The following is a 20,147-nucleotide window of genomic DNA, read 5'->3' as shown; positions in this document are numbered from 1 at the left end:
CTGTTTTTCTGTTCTGGACATAAATAATAAATAGGTTACTACCGCGTATTCACATTTTTCACGACCCAGAGAAGAATACCGGGGTTGCCGCCATCGCCGATAATGCTGGTGCGGAGATCAGCGGCGAGCTGGCGAGTGATATTCTCACCATGGGCGAGCTTGTTGCGTTTCCCAGAGATATTCTCCTTGCTCATGCGTTGCGCTATGCCTTCGAGCTCTTCTACTTTACCGCCAGAGTCCTTGACGCGTTGAAGTAAAAGGTTCCAGTTGTATTGTTCTGCACGTAAGTTTTGATAAATGTAAGGTATCGTCCCAAGCGTAAAATCGCGTTGCAGTCTGAAGTCTCTTCTACGTGGATCGTAGAAGCGGCGTTTGAGTTCGCTCTCGAGCGTGCGACAGAACTGGACGGCGGGCGCGGCCCAATCCGGTAGCTCTGCTCTCTGGAAGGCTTTCCAGATGTATTCGCCGCTAACCAGCGAGTCACGGTTCGTCTGAGTCAGACAGGAGGGGTCATTCTTCCAGTGTCTGGTGAAGACCCAGCGTTCAAACTCCTCCTCGACATCTTCTGTTTTTGCGAATTGCTTCACATATTGCTCGGTGACATGGGCGATACCGTTGATGACACGGGTACGAAGTAGCTCGGCTCGTTCCTCGTCTCCGTTCTGTTCCGCCAGTTGCAGTAAGGTCTCCCCACGCTGACGAAGCTGAGCTGTTTGTTGCGCGAGCTGTTTTTCGTCAATGGCACGGACAACAAAGGGTGGCAGGATAGGTTGATCGATAACGTGGCAGAGGCGAGCGTTTTGCAGGCAGTCGGTATCGGCATTGATGACATCAAAGGCATGTGGGCCAATATGACGTTTGGGGCAGAGCACCAGTTGTGAGCTCTGCAGGGTGTTACTAGCATTGATGGTATCCGGATCGAGCATAACACCCTGGCAGACAGGCGCTGACCGTTCAGGTAAGTGCTGAACCGCCAGGTCAAGGATCTCACGTAGGCGTTTCTGAAGCTCACTTAGAGGCTGCGTAGGCTGAAGTTGATAGAGGTGAACCGATTGGGCGCTGGCGCTTGTGCTATTGTACTGCTTGTTTGCCTGTTGGATAACACGGGGAACCCCTTCATTATCAGCCTGCCCAGGTAGTTGCGGGAAGAGCAGCATGCCTATATGTGCATTGAGCAGGGTCATATCGCCCAGGAGTTTCTTGATGGGGAGATGGGTGTTGTCGCCATCGAGATTGCCCAGGTAGTACTTGGCGTCGAGCAGGACGGGCGGTTCGCGCCAGATGAGCTCACCTTTATGACGAATTTCCAGCGGTTCGGCGCGCTCAATGGCATAATCTGGACGCGTGGCGGGACTATTCAGCCAATCGCTTTCATAGCCGCTGGCTGTATTGAGCTGGCGGTTATAATGCAGGCGAAATCGCCGCCCCTGCCAGAGGAATGCCGATTGTAGCTGGTCTGTTGCGACCTGAACGTCCTGACTGCTGAGGAGATTGTCCTCTGAAAGCATGTGCAGGAGCTCTAATACGATCCATATCTCGTATAGCCATGCATCTCGTTTCTCGTTGTCGCGCTCGCTATTGAGCGTGAAGGCGGAGAGGTCCGCGGAACGCCCGAGGCGGAAGTTCTGAAAGCGTTGCCACCAGGCGAGCAGGTCGCGGTAGGCGCTGTTGCCGGGTGGGAGGTGGGTCGCAACTTCTTGCGAAAGCTCGTCGATATTGACATGTTTTGCCTGTTCCGCAAGGAGTCGGGCATAGGGAGCGGCTAGCTCGCGCTCGGTTTGCTCCTCGACGCTTACGAGGATGCGCTGCTCCTGGATACTGAGCTCTTCGTCCAGAAAGGGCTCGTCCCTGGTGATCTGTATTTCTTTCAAGTAACGCTGAAGGATCGCGACCGTCAGGAGGTTCTCGCGTGTCTCCAGGCTGCGTTGGCGCAGGCGGGTGGAGAACTCCAGGGGTGGCTGGCCCGGCGCATCATTCCAGCTTCTTTCCAGGGTACGACCCCAATCGATATTTCCGCGTAGGGGAGGTTGCTCTACGAGGCGCTGGTGCTCTGCCTTAAGGCTCAGCGAGCGGCGGATGCTCGGCATGATGTTGTTGAGCAAGTCGTTGCTGAGTGTGTAGAGCTTTAAATAGCGATCATATTGTTGCCAGAGTGGCTCTTGAGGCAGGGTACTGCCGGTATAGAAAAGGCGGAACTGGTTGCGAAATAATGTCTCATCATGCTGTAAAAGCAAGCGCACCACGCGCCGCTGGAGATGCTGGGTCCAGGCGGCAGCGTGGGATTCGTCGTTGTGTGGTGTTGCCAGGGATGTTTCTTCTGGAAGCATGGGCTTATGTGCTTTCTAATCTATGCCTGTGTCACAGCTGACGTGATGCGAGAGAGCCAGTTATTGACTTGCTCGGGTGAGAGTTGCGCGAGTACCTCAATTTGTCCTGGTAATCCAGGGAAATAACGAATCGCGCTCCAGGTGCGTTTGTAGGGTGGTTCTCCAAGCAAGATGATACGGGTGCCTTCGAAGGGCTGAACATCGGTGGGCTTTCCTTCATTCCAGATCCAGTGCTCTTTTTGTGCAAAGCCTGTGGGAAGGGTGCCATCTGGCTGTAGTCCCTGCCAGTTCCACAGGTTGAAGTTTCCCTCCGCCACAGGAAAATTTCCCTTCTCCTCTCCTGGCATGGGGAAGGAGCCATCTTTGGCCGCGGCTGCGACGCGTGGATCGGGGCGTTCGCCAGGCAACCAGCCTTGAGCAGGATCGCCAATTAAGGCATCAGCAAGAAGGGTATGGAGTTGGAAGTTGTCGTGAACTCCCTGAATACGAACATGATAGCCACGCTTGAGGTGAGGATCCAGGACAATAAATTCTTCGCTCTCGCTCATAGCGAGTAATTCGTAGAGGCATTCAACACTATTGTGATATAGGCGGCATGCTTCCAGGGCGGCCATAAATTGTGCCTGTTGACGAGTGGCCTCACGCCCTTTGGGGGCACGCATCAAAACAGCAAGTGCCGCTGTACAGAGAGAGGGGAGGGCCTTCCATCCCTGGAACTCTGCGGGCTTTTCCTGGGCGATCTGCTGCTCATACTGTTCGACGCATGCTTCAATATCCTCAGGGTCGATGCTGGACTCGGTATCTACCTGCCTTCGCGCAGCTTCCTGGCAGGCTGAGACAAAGGCTGGAGCTAGCTGCAAGGCTTCAAATGTGCGATGCAAAATGTTCATGCTCACCAGTGTGGGATCGGCTCCCTGTTCGACCAGTGTCCCACAGCCTATGGCGATGACTGCGGCCCCAAGTGGTGGACCTTGCAAGAGCAGGGGATTAAGGCGCTGGAGGGCCTCTTCAATATCCTGAGGTGCAGCATCGTATGCCTTTTCCACAATCCTTTGAACGGCTTGCTGTAATTGGTGTAACCCAAAGGGCGAGGCGCCAAGGAGCGCAAAAAGCTGATCTACTGTTTCAGATAGTGCTGACATAAGGTCTGTTTCTCCTGCCGTAGTAGTTAAGGGAGATCCTTGGATCGAAGCATCTCCCATCCTGGTTTTTACAGGCCGCGTTCGGCTTTAAAGGTGCGCAGGCGACGGGTGAACTGTGGTAGGACTGGCAGTTCGTGATCGAGATGGTAGAGACCTCTCAAGCTTGCCGCAGGTACGGTATGTGGGGCCTTCGCCGCAATGCGCTCGATCTCGATATCATTAAGATAGGGCTGGCCCTGCTCGTCGCTCACGCTGCCGAAGGCGAGAAGCTGGCGGTAGAGGCGGTTATGCGTGGTCTGTCCTAGGTCATCGAGATGGCGCTGTAAGGCGGCCTGAAAGGCCTCACGCTGACTGGTCAGGTAGAGCAGCAGGACCGCGAGCTCGTCGGGGAGGAGCACCTGGAGCTGGTCGGCGATAGTGTCGCAGAGCGCGGCATCCAGCGCTTGTAGCCACTGTTCGCGCGTTGTATAGCCTTGAAGCAGGCCCGCGATCAGCATATGACGTACCAGTGTAATGGCCTGGGCAGTGCCGAGCTGCCGATAGATGCGAATGACCTCAAAAATGTTCCAGGCTGCGGAGAAGACTTCCTGGAAGGGGAAATGATGCTTCTCATCCCAGAGCGCAGCATATCCCTCGATGTCGTCCGGGCCGATGGAGAGGGAATCATTCCAGGTGAGCCATTGGTCGTCATCGATGGTGATGGTGTGGAGCGAGTTTTCTGCCTCCGTTAAATGACGGACCTTCTGGAGGGCTTTGTAGAGCACAATGCCCTGTTCTGCTTCGCGCATGGCACGCGTCGGCGGCAGGATCTCGATGAAGGAGAAGCGGCGCTTGAGGGCTTCGCTGATCTGGTTCAGGTAGTTGCGGTCGAAGCTGTTGAGCGTGCCAATGATGCGGAAATCCTGGGGAATGGGCAGCTCCGCGCTGCCGCCCTCGATATTGACACGCAGGTGATCATTAGTGCTCAGCGAGGTCATGGCCTCGCCCAGGGCTAGGTCGATGGGGGCGCGGTTGAACTCGTCGATGACGAGCCATTGCCCCTTGAAGGTCTGGATGGTGCTGCGCTCCAGGCTGCTGGAGGCGGAGACGCGAGCACGACGCAGGCTGACATGGCTCCATTCCTCTGGTGTTGCACCCTGGAAGGACCAGTTCTTCTGAATCGTCGCGGTTAAATGGCCAAACTGAACTTTATAGCTGACTGTCCCGTTTTTGCTGACTGGCGCGATATTGCTGATGAGCGTGCGTGGTGTCCAGTCGTCGGTCGCGGTGACCAGGCGCGTGGAATAAGCGGTCTCGGTGCTCAATTCGCTCAGGTCGAAGCTAGCGGCTGCACCGTTCCCGTTTTGTGAAGTGGACTTTTCGCTGCGCCAGAGGAGTTCAGGAATAAGGCGGGCCATCTCTGTTTTACCAGTTCCAGGTGGGCCCGAGAGGATGACATGCCCGGCGAGTAAGGCGTGATAGATACGCCTGATTACCGCTTCATCAACCAGGATGTGACGTTGTACTTCGTGGATGAGCCTGCTGAGTAGTGGCTCGGGCGTTGGTTTAAGCGGTTCATTAGGAATGATGAGTTTAGTGTCAAAAGAAGGTGTTGTATATCCTTCTTTATTGCCTGACCAGTCACTAGAGCGCTCTTGAACGCGACCAGCCTGAGTGGAAGAATCTGTAAGAAGATCCGAGGGATCATCTTCTTTGATCAGGGTATTCGCACCTGCCTTGCTGCTTTGTTCCTGTTGCAGGACCCAGTAGAAGAAGAACTCGCTCCAGTAGGGGATGAAGTCGAGGCCAGGGGCGCGCTTGAGCAGGACGCGATTGGCCTCCAGGAATGCCTCGTAATCCTGGGCTGTGGTAATGTCAATGGTAGTTGCGTTAAGCTTCAGGCCAGGAATCTCAGGGATAAAGCCTGCTTTAATGAAGCGATTAAGCCCTTTGCGGATGCCTTCGCTACAGGTAATCACGCCTCCCTCGGGATCAAGCCACAGCGCGAAGAGTGAGATCATATATGCGCTATTTCCAGGGGCGACAATACCGCCACCTAGTTTGCCTTCGTGCCGCAGGCGGTTACGTTCTTTCAGGAGAAACTGATAAAATTGTTCGATTTTGTGACCAACATTGCGCCCATTGAGCCCTTGAAGGATCTGGCGGAACTCGTTGGCAGGCGCTTCACTGGGGTCGTTGTGGTTTTTGCCAAACTTGTTGAGCTCCATCATGAAGCGCCCCTGAGCGTACCAGACCTCTGCTGGCCGCAGAGCTTTTCCCAGTCGTTCACGGAATTCAGAGAATGGTGTATGACCCTCGATGAAAGCGTAAATGATGGCCTGGAGGATGGGGAAGGTCGGTTTGCGCTCTTCTATGAGTTTTTTTGCTTCCTCATGATCGGCTGTATCTGCCAGATAAGACGCGACCAGTTCATTAAGCGTGTTTGCCATACAGGTGGTGTCTTCCAATCTATGTATTTATAGGATCACTTTGGGCATAACTGGTTGATCTACTCAAAAAAGATGTACCAGCTATACGTTGTCTGGGTGAAAGAAGGCCAGGTTGGCATTTTCGACGGTCGGGACAAGGACAGAACGGTCCAGGTAGCGGTTGCCACGCTCACAGGAGGTCTCGGGCGCGAACATACAGGCATGACAGGCGGCTCCGTGTAGTGTGGCATCGTCCAGGCGCACGTGCTCGGCGCATAGAGGGTCTGATGCGCAGTGTTTCATCTCTTCCAAAGCACCCTCCAGGTGAAAGGCCAGGTTTTTGCCGAGGTTTACCAGTCCTCCAAGTGTTCCTTCGCTATCGCTGGCAGAGGTATAGAGGAGGATACCGGCCATGGGACTGCCATCTTTATCGCTTCCATGGGCATAAATGCGCTCGCGGATACTGGCCGCGGTATAGCCGCTTTCGAGCGTGAGCTGACGCATCAGGGCATGTGAGAAGGTATGGAGCAGCACATAGCGAATATCGGGATAGTTAGCTTCAGCGTCAGCGATGTTGCGTGCCTGGCGCCAGCGCTTATGCGCAGTAAAGAAGGTATGGTTATGTTCCTGAACCAGTGCCTCTTCTAACCAGCGCTGAATCTCCTCTTCGCGGAATTGAATAAAGATGCCCTCGCCTCGTACCTCAGAGGCCGGTACCCAGGTTGGCTTTTTACGACTAAGTGGCATGATGTGGTCACGAGGAAGTTTCTCATCCTCAATATAGTCACTAAGCGATTCCAGGCGTGTAAAGCCAGTGAGGGCACGTACCTCGCGCAGGCGCTCGACCAGGACAATCTGGCGAATAGAATCGCGGAACTCCTCAGGCACATTGGCGCTGCTGACCTGGAAATCCAGGTCCGGTTTGACGCCCTCGGGATTGATGAGCATATTCCACTCGGGGCGTTTCAGGTCTTTCACCTCGATGGTATCCTGCTCATCTGGCTCGGCTGTTTTTTGTTGAATGTGCTCCCAGATCTCTTCGTTGCTGTATTCCTGGTAACGAGGGTCATGTTGGAGTACTTTGCGGAATAACGCGACTTCCTGGAGGTTTGAGGCAGCTTGCCAGATATTCCAATGCTCATTGATGAGTTGATTGATAGGATTATCGGCGGTAGGAAGAGAGAGTGTGTTGAAGACCAATGGGAACCAGATATTTGAGGCGGAGAGCAGCACGGTTCTCGCCTGAAGCTGGCAACGTTTGGATTCAAAGTCGCGTAGATGGGGGCGACGCCCACGACACTCCGGGTGATACGACTGGTTTTCGTCGCTATTGAAGGCCTCTGATATGGGCCTGGGTTTGGTATTACAGGTATCACATTTGACGACTGTGTCAGAAAACTCGCCGGAAGCTCCCCAATGCATCATCCGTAAAACGGCCTTATTGCAGATTCTTCCGCCATGCACAAAGTGGTTCCAGGGAAAGTCATCGAGATGACCTGCGTCGCAGGCGATCATGTAGCGTACAGGGATCACATCTGGCCGATTGGCCTTGGGGCAATTCTCATGTACATAGCGCACCTTATCCGGCCTGTTGGGGGGGGATTTGAGCGTGAAGTAGCCATCATCAATAGAGGCCAGCAAGTTGCACCAGGGACAACGCATCCAACGTGGGAAGGGCACGACGGGAATGCCCGTGAGGGCAGCGGCGTATGATTGGGTCGGCCCAGTTTCCTCAGTGGCCGGTGGTGAAAGGAGTTGTTGCACCTGTCCACCCAGGACACTTTGCACAATCTGGAGCAGGCGATCCTCCGTGATGACCTGCGCGTTTTTCATGTTCCATTCGTCAAGGCCCATGACGAGAGTTGAGAGGCGTGGCAGATCGATAACGGCTCCGACGCCATAGGTAAAGAGTGCCTGGCTGGGTCGAATGGCCCCTACATTATATCTTTTGTGTGACGTATTCATGCGTGCTATGCCTCTTCTAGTATGCTTCTTCTGGCCGGGGAGTCGCTGGGAGCAGTTCGCCCAGGCTATTCTCGTCGAGGACCAGGTTCACCGTTGGTTCGACATCGCGGAGTGAGTTGAGACAGGTGAAAGGTTCCCAGTAGCCGCGTTTGGGATGTTTGAGCAGGCCCTGCGTAATACCATTTCTCTCGGTCTCATAGCCCAGGCTGGGCGCCTGGCTGCGTTTGATCCAGTAACTTTTCAGCTTCTCCAGACTTTCGAGGAGGTGATCAACAATTTCAGCGTCTTCAGAGATTTCTCTGGCACGTGAGTAGATGTAGTCGATAGCCTGGTTCAGGATCTCCTCTTGCTCTTCCACCTTCCCCGCGGAAATGTTCGCGTTAAAATCGGGTCCTTGCAGACGTACCAGGCTGGTGAGCAGGGCGGCAAGTCCGCGGTCAAGGGCGCGTGGCGCGAAGGGCGTGACGGATATGGCTTCGACTTGCTGATAGAAGGTGGCATGATAGTGCTCGAATTGCTCGTAGTGCGAGAGATCGCGGGGCCGGTTCCAGTAGTAGACCACGCATACCAGACCAGGGGTGTTACGGCCCACGCGGCTGGTTGCCTGAATGTATTCGGCGGTTGTTTTGGGTTGACCACTTACGGCCATTAAGCCCAGGCGACTCACGTCGACGCCGACCGAGATCATATTGGTGGCGAGCAGGATATCAATTGGTTTGCCCGAGCCATCACTACCAAATCGTTTCTCCAGGCGGTTCAAGACCTCGGGGATTTCGCTGGAGTTCTTGCGCGAGGTCAGCTCTTCGACACTGGGACTCTTACGTCTCTTCAGGCCGCGTTTCTCGGTTTCACGTAGTAGAGAGGTAATATCATCCTCGACCAGGCGACGCATGCCTCCCAGGTCTTTAATGGCGTTAAAGTAGCCAACCAGGGTCATCCAGGGATCGACCAGGCCACCATATTTCTCGAAGAGGGTCTGAGCTGCCGAGAGGAGTGCCAGGTAAACGCGGATGTGCGCGGCCTTAATGCGGCGGCCATTGGCGCAGATGCCCAGGTAACGGCGTCCTGGCTTCTCTGGCGAAGGCTGGCGCTGGCGCGAGAAGAAGTTGTCCTCGATATCTAGTCCCTGGGGTGGGAAGATGTTGACCTCGCGCATATAGAGTGACCGAACCTGCTCGCTGGCACGCCTGATGGTTGCGGTGGCGGCGATAACCTTGGGGCGCACGGATTTCCCATTGACCTCCCAGGTAGAGAGATAGTCAATGGCATTCTCATAGAGTCCAACCAGCGTCCCGAGTGGACCGGAGATGAGGTGGAGCTCGTCTTGAATGATCAGGTCTGGGGGACGCAGTGGTGCGTGATCGATAGATTTAACAGCCTCCAGGCTCTTTTTGGTATTTTTTGGATGGCTGTCACTATCCTCCAGGCTAGGGGAGCGGAAGCCGTGGCGCGGACAATATTTATCTACCCGGCCAAAGAGCATCTGGGTCTCGCCCTTCCAGGGGAGCTGCGCGAACTTGTCGACGGTCGCGATCAGCAGGGAGGGAAGCAGGCGATAGATCTCTTCGTCGACGACCAGGACGGGCAAGCCCTCTTTGGGCGACTGTTTATAGCTAAAGGGGCATTGACCAAAGGCGCTCCCGCAGTAGATGAGGGTGCGACCCCGGCCCTCGTTATATTTCTCGACAAAGATGTTCTTGCCTGCCTCGATGGGTGAACCGCACCAGGGGCAGTGTGTGAGCTGACGAGGGCTACCGCTGCCACCCGCGCCGTTGTATTGTCCGCGATCCTCCGCGCAGGCCTGCGCGCTCTGCTCGGTGGTGTTGGGAGTGGAGTTATAGCCGACCCAGAGCCCGAGGCGGAAAGGTGTCGTGCCCCAGATCTCAGGATTGATCCGGCGCTGTGTCTCGCAGGCGCAGATAAGGGCCGCGGCACGCTGGAACTGCTGTAATGTGAGCAGGCGCAGGGTATAGCGCATGATGACCGCGACGCCATCCATGCCGGAGTGGCCTTCAACAGTGCCTTGCAGACGACGGATGGCGAGGGTATAGGCGGTCAGGCCGAGGTAGGCCTCGGTTTTACCGCCGCCGGTGGGAAACCAGAGCAGATCGGCGATGGCACTGGCTTCAGTGCTGCGGTCGGGATGCTGGAGATCAGTGAGCGCGGGCAGGTTCAGCAGGATAAAAGCCAACTGGAAGACGCGCCAGGAGCGGTTCTGTGGCGCATTAAAGTCGTTTGGTGTGAGCTTCTCGTTGCCGCTACTGCGTTTCACCGCCGAGAAAATCGAGCGGATACGCTGTAGCCACATGACGCGGTTCATAAAAGAGAAGGCCTGCGCGGCATCGGTACGGGTGGTGATCATATCAATGCCCGCTTGAATACGAGTCAGGGCCTGGCGGCAATTATTAAGAGCCTTATTGGCAGGAACTTCATAGCCTTCCAACCTCTGGAGGGGATCTGTGATGCGTTGTTCCTGCTCATCAATCCACTGGGCGTAGGCCGTGACGAGGGGGGCTAGCTTCTGCGGTAGCTCCTCAAGGGGTGTTTCCGCGAGCTGGAACATATCTAGCTCGAGCCCCGAGAGGGCCGGTATTTCGCTTGTGCTGGGCGGCTCAGTCTGGGGAATATCATAGCTGGGGATAAAGGTGGTTGCCAGGCGAATGGCACATGTTGGGTCGCCATCCAGCGTCTCGGCATGGACGCTCACACCATGGCCAACCGCGAAGCTGACATGGTGACGGTACAACATCGCCATGGCCTCGCTCTCTTCTGTGGCATAGCGGTGGTCGGTGTCGCGTTGCTGAAAGATGGGGCGCCCTTCGGGAGCTTCAACTATAAGTTCCGGCTGGAAGATCCAGGCCGTGTCGCGGCGCGTCGTCGGCTCCTCCTGACCATTGATCAGAAAGAGGGTTACGGTCCAGTTCTTGCTTCCCCGGTGCATCACGCCTTTGACGAAGACCTTGTCCTGCTCAGCATCGGGTCGCCAGGCCTCAATGGGACCATCGCGTAGAGGCAAGAGGCGAGCATCTCCGCCTCGAGGTTGGCGCTTCCAGACCCAGACCGGTTTCTCACTCTCCTGACTGAGGGCGCTCTCGCCACGCATATATTGGCCCCAGCGCGCCGTGACCAGAATGGCGCGTGCACTCAGATCGACGCTGAAGCTCATTCCCATGGAGGAGGGGAGAAGGGATTTGGCCTGGATGACTTCATTGGCCTCATCCCCCTCTTCCCCTGGATCTTCGACACCACCCAACTCATCCAGCTCCTCGGGGAAGGTCTGTAGCTTATCGGGGGCCAGGGCACCGACAAGGTAGCGGTCGCGAACGCGCGACTCCTTGATCTCTTCCTCAGCACCACCGGCGGGTCCCAACAGGTCTCGCAAGACCATATCCATCAGCTCGTCCCGTACCTCGTATTGTGTAGGCAAGGCGGAGGAGAGCACGGACTTATCAATAATTACAGTGTTGTCAGCGTCGGGCTGCACAACTCGCTGGGTGGGTACCTCTTCCTCATATGTTCTCTCCTCGCTGCTCTCAGATTGCTCAGGCTGCCAGATTTGGGGCGCAGGGAGGATGGCCTGATGCGTAAGTGTGGGTGCGCCCTCTTCCTCATCGAGTTCAGGAATTTGCTCAAAGGCTTTAAGGATAACGGGTTGAAGTGCTTCAGGAACGGTATCAATAGCAAGCAGTTCAGAATGCTCGTCGAGGCTGAGTCCCTGGAGCAGAGGCGTGAGCACTTCGGCGCGGGTATCGGGAGCGACTTTGCGCCAGTCGAGGCGGACCTCTCCGGCGCGCAGGCGCTCATTGAGTCTGCCCAGTTCGCGTTCCGAGAGTTCTTCAGAGAGCTGGATGATTTCCACAGCGTTTGTCCTTTATACATGTAGGGCGAGAAAACCGCGAAGTCTTTAGCTTCGTGTGCCTCAAAAGAAACGTCTGAACGGGTCGCAGTTTCCTCAAACAGCGTCTTGACTTCTTCTCCGTAAGGGATGAGGAGCTTTTTCCGATACTTGCACATGAACATGAGATGATACAGGATCAGAAACTTGGCATGGTTCTTTGACTGATCATCCATGAGGATCGGGCACTCACCCTCTTCAGCTTTTCAAACTTCGGGATGGGCTTGAGATCAATCTTGCTGAAAGCCCCGTCCATCAAGATCGCATAGCCGGTAGACATGCGTCCTTTAATGAAGTACTCCCGACCTTGGTAGCGGACCTTGTCGAACTTGCGGAACCCTCCCAGCTTCCCGGTAGGAATGCGTTGCTCACTTCGCACCCCTTTCGTTTGCTGGTAATCTCCATCTGGCACGCATCGCTTGGTAAGGACTCTCGCAGTGCAGAAGGTGGGCGTGGTGCCTCTGGTGGCAATCATCGTAGCATCAAAACAGTGCTCTTTAGGTAAACCTGCAAGGAGTCGATGTTCTTTCGTCACAAAGCCCCAGGTTTCCTCTGCTCCCTCGATGCGCTTGAGCAATTGGGTGCGAATGCTGTTCATCAGCGTGGCATGAGCAAGCACTCCTTTCTTCTTTCCCGATTTCTTGAGCGTGAGGGCTCCGGCATGTAACCCATCGTGACAGGTTTTGCATAAGGTCAACAGATTGGCCTCCTCATCGCTGCCCCACTGACTGCGAAAGATGATGTGGTGAACTTCCAATCTCCGATCTTTGCTCTTCCCCCGGCAGTGCTGGCAGGTGTATTCATCCCGCGTGAGCACATAGGCTTTGGTGTTGGCATACCCATAGTTGATGCCTTTCTGGTACAGCCACTTGTGTCGCAATACTTCAGGATGTTTGAGCGCATGCGGGTCAAACGTTCCTGTTTCTAGCACGATGGACGTGATCGGCAGCAAGGACTGGACAAAGCGGATTTCTCGCAGATGAGCGTCGATCTTGCTTCTCATGGTGGGAGAGAAACGTCCGTGTTGGATGGACTTCTTCCGGTTCAACCAGCGTGCCGGACGATATCTGGTTTTGCGGTTGCGACGGTTGCGGCGTTTGACAGCTCGCTCCTTCATAGTTGTAGCGATATCGTTGCGCAGTTCCACGTGGGAAAGATAGAATATGTGTCCCTGCTCGTCCGCCGCAGCCGAACCCACAACACAACTGCCGGTATCCACCCCAAGGGTCATGGGTTGGGTATAGGTGGTTGCTGGAGGCGAAAGCAAGAGGATGGTAAAGGGAGTGCGCCGCACCACTCTGGCCTTGTGTTGCTTGAGTAATAAGCGAGCGATAGCCGGGGAGCAGGGCATGAGTGGGCGTCGCTCTGGCGTGAGAACATAAACAGCGTTCATGAAAACTTCCTTTCGGAAAGATACTCTGCTGTGATCAGCAGGTGGTGCGTATCCCTTCGCTGTGACCACGAAGAGCATCCGACTTCATCTCGACAGTGTTCAAAGGCTTTTTCCGCTGAGAGCACCGGCCCTTGCCTCAAGCCTACTTAACTCTCCGCGACAGAGCAGCGGTCTGATGCGTCAACCGCAGGTGTCATGACCTTTCAAACGGTCTCACCATTTCTGATGAGGAGTCTGGTGAACTCAGGCTTCTTGCGAAGCTACTGAACTGAGTCTTCAGTGGCTCCCGAAGAAGCCACTGCGTCTTCAGCTCAGTGGTAGTTCACATCTGGTGGTGCTACTCCGGTAGCCGCCCAATATAATGTCACATATATAGAAGTCAGTGTAACACATATTGTGTGTCGTTGCCCGTTGTGCATCCCATCAGGGATGCACAACGGGCAACGACACACAATATTAACTGCTCAGGTTCCAGCAGATGGGCTCGAAGCCGATGAGCAGCTCGTTGTCACGTTCGACGGGTGTGATGACGAGGAGGGCGCGCATGGCGCGGGTCATGCCCACATACATAGTGCGGCGCTCCTTGCCCAGGATCTCCGCGCGCTCGTCGGCGGAGGCGTTCTCTGGAATGGCCGGATAGATACTGCCCAGGAAGCCGGACAGGGCCACGATGGGAAACTCCAGGCCCTTGGCGGACTTGAGCGTCAGGACCTTGATGCCGGGGCGAGCCAGGTTGAGCTCCTGCCCGCTCATATAGCAAGCCTCCAGGTTCTGCGCGTTGAGGCCATCGGCGATGGCGCGCCCGGACTTCTCGGTCGGAACGAGCACGGCACAGGCTCCCAGGGTCAGGCGCAGGTTGAGGCTGGCCTTTCTAAAGAAGCTGGCGAGGAGCTGCACCTCGTGGTGCCCGTTGAGCACGGCGCGTACGTCGGGCATGGGACCGTTGTTGACGTAGCGGCGCTCGGCTTCGACCGGTTCCAGTGCGCCGAAGGTCAGGTAGGCGTTGGCGGCCTCGCCGATCTCCTGGGTTGAGCGATAGTTGGCGTGTAGGATGCTGGTACGGCCCTGGAACCGGAGATCCTGGTGGACATCGCTCCAGGTGAAGCCGCTGCCATAGATTGATTGGTTGGCATCGGCGGTAATAAAGATGCGGTTCGCTGCCTTGCTAAGCTTGACGAGCAGGCGCAGGGCGCAGGGATCGAGGTCCTGCGCCTCGTCGACCACCACGGCATCGAAGCGCTGGTGGAGGCGGCTTTGCTCGACGAGCTGCTCGGCGCGGGCGTGGCGCTGCTGCCAGGTCTCCTTGCCGCTCTTCTCGATCAGGGCACACCAGCGCTGGTAGACCTGCCAGACGGCCTTGCGCTGGGTGGCGTTGAGGCGGAGCTTGCGCCCAGTGCGCGGCGCGGCCAGGTAGGCCTCCAGGGTCGTGAGCTGGCGCGCGACAATGATGGTGGTCAGCTCTTCGAGCAGGTAGCTCAGACCCATGCGTGTGAGGGTCTGCTTCTGCGCCTGCTGCTGGAGCAGGTTGCCCTCGAAGGTGGCCTCTTCGACGGCGCGGCGCGTAAGCTTATTCAGCTCATCGTTGCCGAGGACCGGGCGCTGCTGCTGGCATTCGTGCAGGACCTGGCTGATTAGCTTATCGGCGGTCTGGACGGTCACATAGCGCGCGTCCTCGCCCAGGAGCTGGCGCAGCAGCTCGGAGGAGGAGTTGATCAAGGCATTGGTATAGGTCGTGAAGAGGATGCGCGGTGCGGGCTGCCCCTTCTGGCGCAAGAGCTGCTGGAGGAGCGATTGGACCCGGTAGAGCGCGATGGTGCTCTTGCCCGTGCCAGGACCACCCTTGACCAGGGCCGGGCCTGAGGCGCTGAGCGACCAGCGGGCGAAGGGCTCCTGTTCGGGCGAGAGCTTGAGCAGGAAGTCGAGCAGCTCGCCCTCTTTATAGCGCAGCAGGTCATCGACATTATGGCCCACGAGATCGGGCTGGCTGATGACATCCAGCAGGGGGGCCTCGAACATATACTGGTCGAGCCGAAGAATGGTATCCTCGTCCAGGCCGGGGCAGTGCCAGAGCTGCTCCTTGCTATTGACGCGCAGCAGGCGCGCATGGAAGGCGGGCGGGATACGCAGGCGCTGGAGCAGCTCGACCGTGACCGGCTCGGGGAAGGGTGGGTCCTCGGGATCGTGGGCCTCCTGCCACTGGTAGCGCTCGCGCTGCGCGTTGGCCAGGGCCTGGGGATCAACACCCAGGTCCGCCAGCTCCTCGGGCGTCAACTCCTCATCATCCAGCTCGACCTCATCCTCATAGGTATTGGCGTCGCGCATGCGTATGGTACAGATGCTCACGCTATGCTCATTATAGGTATAGAAGATGCGGAAGCGCCCCGAGCGCAGACGATAAAGCTTGATGCCCAGCTTCCAATACTTCTTGAAGCGCATCTTGACCTTGCCCTCCGGCTCCGGGTTTGCCACCAGGGCGGAGATCTTCTCCATCACCTGGTGCATCTCCTTATGCGGCAGGGCCAGGATATCATTCAGCAGCGCAGGCTTCAGCAGAAACTGGCGTTGTGTAGCCATGATACGAGATTCCTTTTCTCTATGTGATTCTGTCGGGCAGAGTGCAAATCCGTGCGAAATTCTGTGGGGGACGGTGCGCTACTTACGTACGCGCCTACGCGTCCCAGGCAGAGTGCGAATCCTATGCGCAAATCCCTTTGTAAGGGATGGCGCGTTACGTACGGTTCGTGCATGACCAATGTACCTTAACGAAATGTTTTGCTTTTCGTTATAATGTCCACCAGCGTAGGCGCGTACGTAAGTAGCGCACTTATCGGCATCAGAAAAGCGTGGGCTGATTGGTGCTCCCCGGCGCGATAACCTCGCTGGGCTCAGGCACGGCAGGAAGCTCGCCCCCAGCCTTTTTCTTTGCCCGGCCCTTGCCGTTGGCCTTCGCACCCTTCTCGAATAATCCCGCTTTGACCTCCTCCTCGTGGCGCTGGTGATTGAGCAGGAGCAGCCGGTCTAGCACCTCGCGCCGCGCCGCCTCGCTGATGGTATAGCGCAGGCCTTGCTTCGTCTCGTGGAAGCCATGCTCCAGCTTGAGATCCTCCCATCCATAGGCCCGTGCCACTGCTTCATCCATCTCCTTATGTAACTCGCGCAGTTTCCCAATGGCTGGATCATGCTCATAAGGATCATGGAAGCGGTTATACGTCTTCGTCAACCCCTCCTGCCGCGCCTGCATAATCGCCTGCCGGTGGTTATAGTATTGTTCCCCGATGTCGTCAAGGCCGTCCATGTTTTCAGGGAAGGGGAAGGTTTGGAAGCAGTCTGAGGGGGTGTAAACAGGTCTAGTTTCTAACGTAGAACCAAGTGTATCAGCCCACTGTTCGTGGATTGTAGACTGCAAAGTTGAAAAATCCCTCCAAGATTGGAATGCCAATATTATAAGCCTTTGATCGAAAACGATATTTGTTGGAACTAATGCAATACAGTGATACTTACTTACTTGTGATCTGACTAATACCTGCTTCATGTTCGCGATGGTAGAGTAGAGGCCAGGTGCACGCTCACCATAAAGCCACCAATTTTCACGTCTGGTTTTGCGATTGTTATGATCTCTCTCTGGCTTTACCCTTTCCCGAACAATGCTCATACAATCAGAGTACGTTTCAGCCCTTCCGAGAGGCCAATCATGGAAGTTGATAACCCAACGACTAGGTGATTGATCTGGTCGAGAATTTATATCTTCCCCAATTAGGTAAGGGTAGAGCACATCTTTGTTCCTAGCGTCTTTTTTTATCAGATCATATGCTGCTTCATAGTCAAGAACAAAACCTTGTCCATAAGGCTTTGATCCGTTAAAAGATTTATTAAAGGTGATTTTTAGTGTAAAAGGCTTACCTGTAGTTTTTCCAGAAATTGTAAGAAAAGGAGTTATACCAACTACAGATGTTCCATCTAGCACATAAGTATTGCGCCACTCGCCCTTACGCAGCCAGACCTGGGCGATCTCAAGCGAGGCATCACCGGGCCATGTGCGGCTAGGTATCGCGCGGGAAATGCTCCAACCTTCTGCCACGATTTGGTCTAGTCCCACTTCCCGAGTGTCGCCTTGAGCAATAGTATTGGTTGCGATAAGGGAGGCCATGCCGTCATACTGCATGAGTTTTGTGGCGCGTAGAAAGAAATAAGCACATAGATCGGCATTGCCTCTCTTCTTGTTTGCAATATATTCCACAAGATAGTCGCGATAATCAGTACCTAATGCACCAGTAATTTTGCTTCCTCCTTGAAATGGCGGATTGCTTACGATAGCTGAGAATCCACATTCTTTCTCTGATCCCGCAAAGACTTCAGGGAATTCGAGGTCCCAGTGGAATGGTGTGCGCTTGTTGAGCAGAGCATCAGCTTCGGATCTAAGACGTTTGTATTCCTCTCGATTGTTTTTCCAGCCCTCAGGGGTGAAGTGTTCTCTCTGGGCTGTGACAAAGCCCTGCACGAGAGCGAAATAGTGGAGACCCAGATCTCCTTGTTCGAGACTCTGGCGGCGTTTGGTGTCCTGCAATGCGATACCAACGAGCATGTCCGCGCCAAGCTTGACCACGTCGAGCGCCTCATCAGCCTCTTTGAGATTCCGCGCCTTCTCTTCGATCTGGCCGATAACGTTGCTTTGCAGCGAGCGGATTTGTTGGCGTAGACGGCGTGCATTTTCAACCGCGACATCAATGCCCGCACGGACAAACATGCCCTGCGACGTATCTCCAGACTGAGCGGCAAGTGACCAGTTAAATACCTGGCGCTCGCTGGCTCCCAACAGGGTGTCGCCGGAGCGCAGGTTGTGATCGAGGAAGGTGAAGGGCTTGTGGCGGGCGAGGGTGATGAGCCAGAGCGAGAGTTTGGCCATCTCCACGGCCATGGGGTTCTTGTCGACGCCGTAGATGCAGCGTTCGGCGATGAGGCGGCGAGCGTAGGCCAGGCGCTCCTCGGGATCGAGGGGGAGCAGCTCTTCGCTGGGGATGCCACGCGAGGCCCGGCCCTCGGGTCCGGTGAGGATGGGCTGCGCGCTGGTGTCCGTGGCTTGCTGCTGCTCGGTGTGCTCCCAGGCCAGGACGAGCTTATCGGCCAGGTAGCGGCAGGCCTGCACGAGGAAGGCCCCCGAGCCCATGGCGAAGTCGCAGATCTTGAGGTCGAGGATCTCGGCAGCACCGCGCAGCTTCCACTGCTCCTCTGGCAGACCTTCGGCGGGTCCGATGTAAACCAGGGGATCGAGGGTATGCTTAACGATAGGCTCGGTCAGGCTGCGTGGCGTGTAGTGCGTGCCGGTGGAGCGGCGGTCGCTACCCTTGGTCACATACACCGAGCCAGGGGTGACGATGACATAATTATCGAAGCTATCCCTGCGCAACAGGCCCACGAAGGGGAGCACGCGCTCAAAGAGCTCCTGCTTGTTATCGCATGCCTCCATCAGGCGGCTACGCTCCTCCTGCTTCTCCAGCGTCACGGCCAGACTCTTCTGGAGTGCCACCTTTGAACGCCTTGTGTTTTCCTGTAGCCATTCTAGGAGCGCGGCCGCGCCCTTGCTTGCCTGAGCCTCAAGCTCGTCCAGGCTGACCTCAGGCTCAAGATCGGAGGAGCCTTGCAGGCCCAGGATGGGATGCTCGGCGCGGCGGGCGGTATGGTCGAGCAGGCCCTCGTAGACGTGGCCGATCTGCTCGATATCCAGGCCACGGAAGGAGAGGCGGCGCGGCTCGGTGCCGCCACCGGGGATGCGCACTTGCAGGTATTGCAAGGCGTTGAGCAGGTAGAGCACGGTGCGGTTATCGATGCGCAGGGGATTGGCGGGTGTCTCGCGCCAGTTGGTATCTTTGGCGCGGCCCTCCAGGAAGGGGAAGCGGTCGGGATCGAAGAGGCGCCCACCATAGGCGGGGAGGCTCAGATCGGGATGCTCCACGCCGCCATACACGATGCGGAAGAGGGCCAGCAGGCGGCACCAGGCATCGTGGCGCAGACCCAGCACCTCCTCGGTCTGCTGGTCGGCCTGCTCGCGCAACTGCTTGATCATCGTCGAGACGGCGTAGTTCTGGTCATAGAGGGCCTCACCCAGGCAGAGCAGGTTGCGTTCCTCGGCGGAGAGGAGGAAGACCAGGCGCATCATGACCGTTAGCGCGGCCTCATAGAGCTCTTTCACCGAGACGTCCGTGAGAAGTTGGCGCCCCTGGTCCTTATCGATGCGGTCGAGGGTATGCACCAGCATTTCGACGGCGCGGCGTACCTGCTCGCCGAGCTGGTCGGTGACCTCCTGCTGCTTCTGCGCGCTCTCTGTCAGCAGGGTCTCGATGGTCTGATCCTCGGGCACGTTGAAGAAGCGCTCCATGCCCAGCAGGCTATGGAAGGCGCGTAGGGTCAGGGGTTCCTCGGTCCAGAGGGTGGCGTCCCAGGTATAGTAGCCGGTCGTCTCCTGCTCGGGGGCATCGACGAGCATCCAGAAGCGGCCATTGGTGATGAGGCCCAGGCGTACACCCTTCTCGCGCAGCATCTCAGACATGCGCGTAGCAGGCGAGACCTTCCAATTGGTGCTGGTAACAGCCTTCTCCAGGTCCTGTGAGGGAGGATAGAGTTGGACGAGCAGGCGCGGTTTGGGCTCAGGAAGAAAGGGGTCGAGAATGACCATATCCGGGCGGATGGTCTCGCCATATTCTTTCGAGGTATAGCCCAGGTCAGCGGGGATGGCCTGCCCTTCGAGGATGGCCTGCTCGTCCATCGAGAGAACCTCTTCCAGCACGAAGCGCAGCCACTGGGTATGGATGGCGGGATCGGGGCGCGTACCGCCCTGGTTATCGGCCCACTCCTCATAGGCCAGGCGCACGCGGCGGCGCAGCTCGGACTCATCGCCCTGGAGGTCCAGGCCCTGCGGGAAATATTTCATTAAAACGGGCATGCTGACAAAGGGACCAGAAATATCGATCAGCGACAGCCAGGCGGCGTGCTGGCGTGCGGTGCTTTTATCGTTGGACATAC

8 protein-coding genes are annotated in these 20,147 nt (G+C 56.5%); all 8 read right to left on the bottom strand.

The window, feature by feature from the left end; translation table 11 throughout:
• Window positions 1-38 precede the first annotated feature (38 nt).
• Complete coding sequence (locus KRAC_RS57020) at window positions 39-2,327, bottom strand: hypothetical protein (protein ID WP_007922687.1); 2,289 nt, start codon at window positions 2,325-2,327, stop codon at window positions 39-41.
• Window positions 2,328-2,347: 20 nt separating this feature from the next.
• Complete coding sequence (locus tag KRAC_RS64625) at window positions 2,348-3,469, bottom strand: hypothetical protein (RefSeq protein ID WP_007922686.1); 1,122 nt, start codon at window positions 3,467-3,469, stop codon at window positions 2,348-2,350.
• Window positions 3,470-3,537: 68 nt separating this feature from the next.
• Window positions 3,538-5,898 carry an AAA family ATPase gene (locus tag KRAC_RS57010; protein WP_007922685.1) on the bottom strand — a complete coding sequence of 787 codons (2,361 nt, stop codon included), beginning with the start codon at window positions 5,896-5,898 and terminating at the stop codon, window positions 3,538-3,540.
• An 81-nt stretch (window positions 5,899-5,979) separates the two neighbouring features.
• Complete coding sequence (drmB, locus tag KRAC_RS57005) at window positions 5,980-7,842, bottom strand: DUF1998 domain-containing protein (protein WP_007922684.1); 1,863 nt, start codon at window positions 7,840-7,842, stop codon at window positions 5,980-5,982.
• Window positions 7,843-7,858: 16 nt separating this feature from the next.
• On the bottom strand, window positions 7,859-11,701 hold the full coding sequence (gene drmA, locus KRAC_RS57000; protein ID WP_007922683.1) for a DISARM system helicase DrmA: 3,843 nt from the start codon (window positions 11,699-11,701) through the stop codon (window positions 7,859-7,861).
• 175 nt (window positions 11,702-11,876) lie between these two features.
• Complete coding sequence (gene iscB, locus KRAC_RS56995) at window positions 11,877-13,130, bottom strand: RNA-guided endonuclease IscB (protein ID WP_007922682.1); 1,254 nt, start codon at window positions 13,128-13,130, stop codon at window positions 11,877-11,879.
• 456 nt (window positions 13,131-13,586) lie between these two features.
• Window positions 13,587-15,704: a UvrD-helicase domain-containing protein gene (locus KRAC_RS56990; RefSeq protein ID WP_007922681.1), complete on the bottom strand. Its 2,118-nt coding sequence runs from the start codon at window positions 15,702-15,704 to the stop codon at window positions 13,587-13,589.
• A 259-nt stretch (window positions 15,705-15,963) separates the two neighbouring features.
• A complete protein-coding gene (locus KRAC_RS56985; protein ID WP_007922680.1) occupies window positions 15,964-20,145 on the bottom strand; it encodes an Eco57I restriction-modification methylase domain-containing protein in 4,182 nt (1,393 codons plus the stop codon).
• Window positions 20,146-20,147: the final 2 nt, after the last annotated feature.

It is taken from the genome of Ktedonobacter racemifer DSM 44963 (genome assembly GCF_000178855.1).
In the GTDB taxonomy this organism is placed as follows: domain Bacteria; phylum Chloroflexota; class Ktedonobacteria; order Ktedonobacterales; family Ktedonobacteraceae; genus Ktedonobacter; species Ktedonobacter racemifer.
Note: the sequence above shows the minus strand (reverse complement) of the source record. Positions and strands in the feature narration are given on the sequence as shown.

Excerpts from the sequence above, each read along its gene's own strand:
- KRAC_RS57020 (WP_007922687.1), bottom strand. The coding sequence starts at position 2,327 with ATGCTTCCAGAAGAAACATCCCTGGCAACACCACACAACGACGAATCC.
- KRAC_RS64625 (WP_007922686.1), bottom strand. The coding sequence starts at position 3,469 with ATGTCAGCACTATCTGAAACAGTAGATCAGCTTTTTGCGCTCCTTGGC.
- KRAC_RS57010 (WP_007922685.1), bottom strand. The coding sequence starts at position 5,898 with ATGGCAAACACGCTTAATGAACTGGTCGCGTCTTATCTGGCAGATACA.
- drmB (WP_007922684.1), bottom strand. The coding sequence starts at position 7,842 with ATGAATACGTCACACAAAAGATATAATGTAGGGGCCATTCGACCCAGC.
- iscB (WP_007922682.1), bottom strand. The coding sequence starts at position 13,130 with ATGAACGCTGTTTATGTTCTCACGCCAGAGCGACGCCCACTCATGCCC.
- KRAC_RS56990 (WP_007922681.1), bottom strand. The coding sequence starts at position 15,704 with ATGGCTACACAACGCCAGTTTCTGCTGAAGCCTGCGCTGCTGAATGAT.
- KRAC_RS56985 (WP_007922680.1), bottom strand. The coding sequence starts at position 20,145 with ATGTCCAACGATAAAAGCACCGCACGCCAGCACGCCGCCTGGCTGTCG.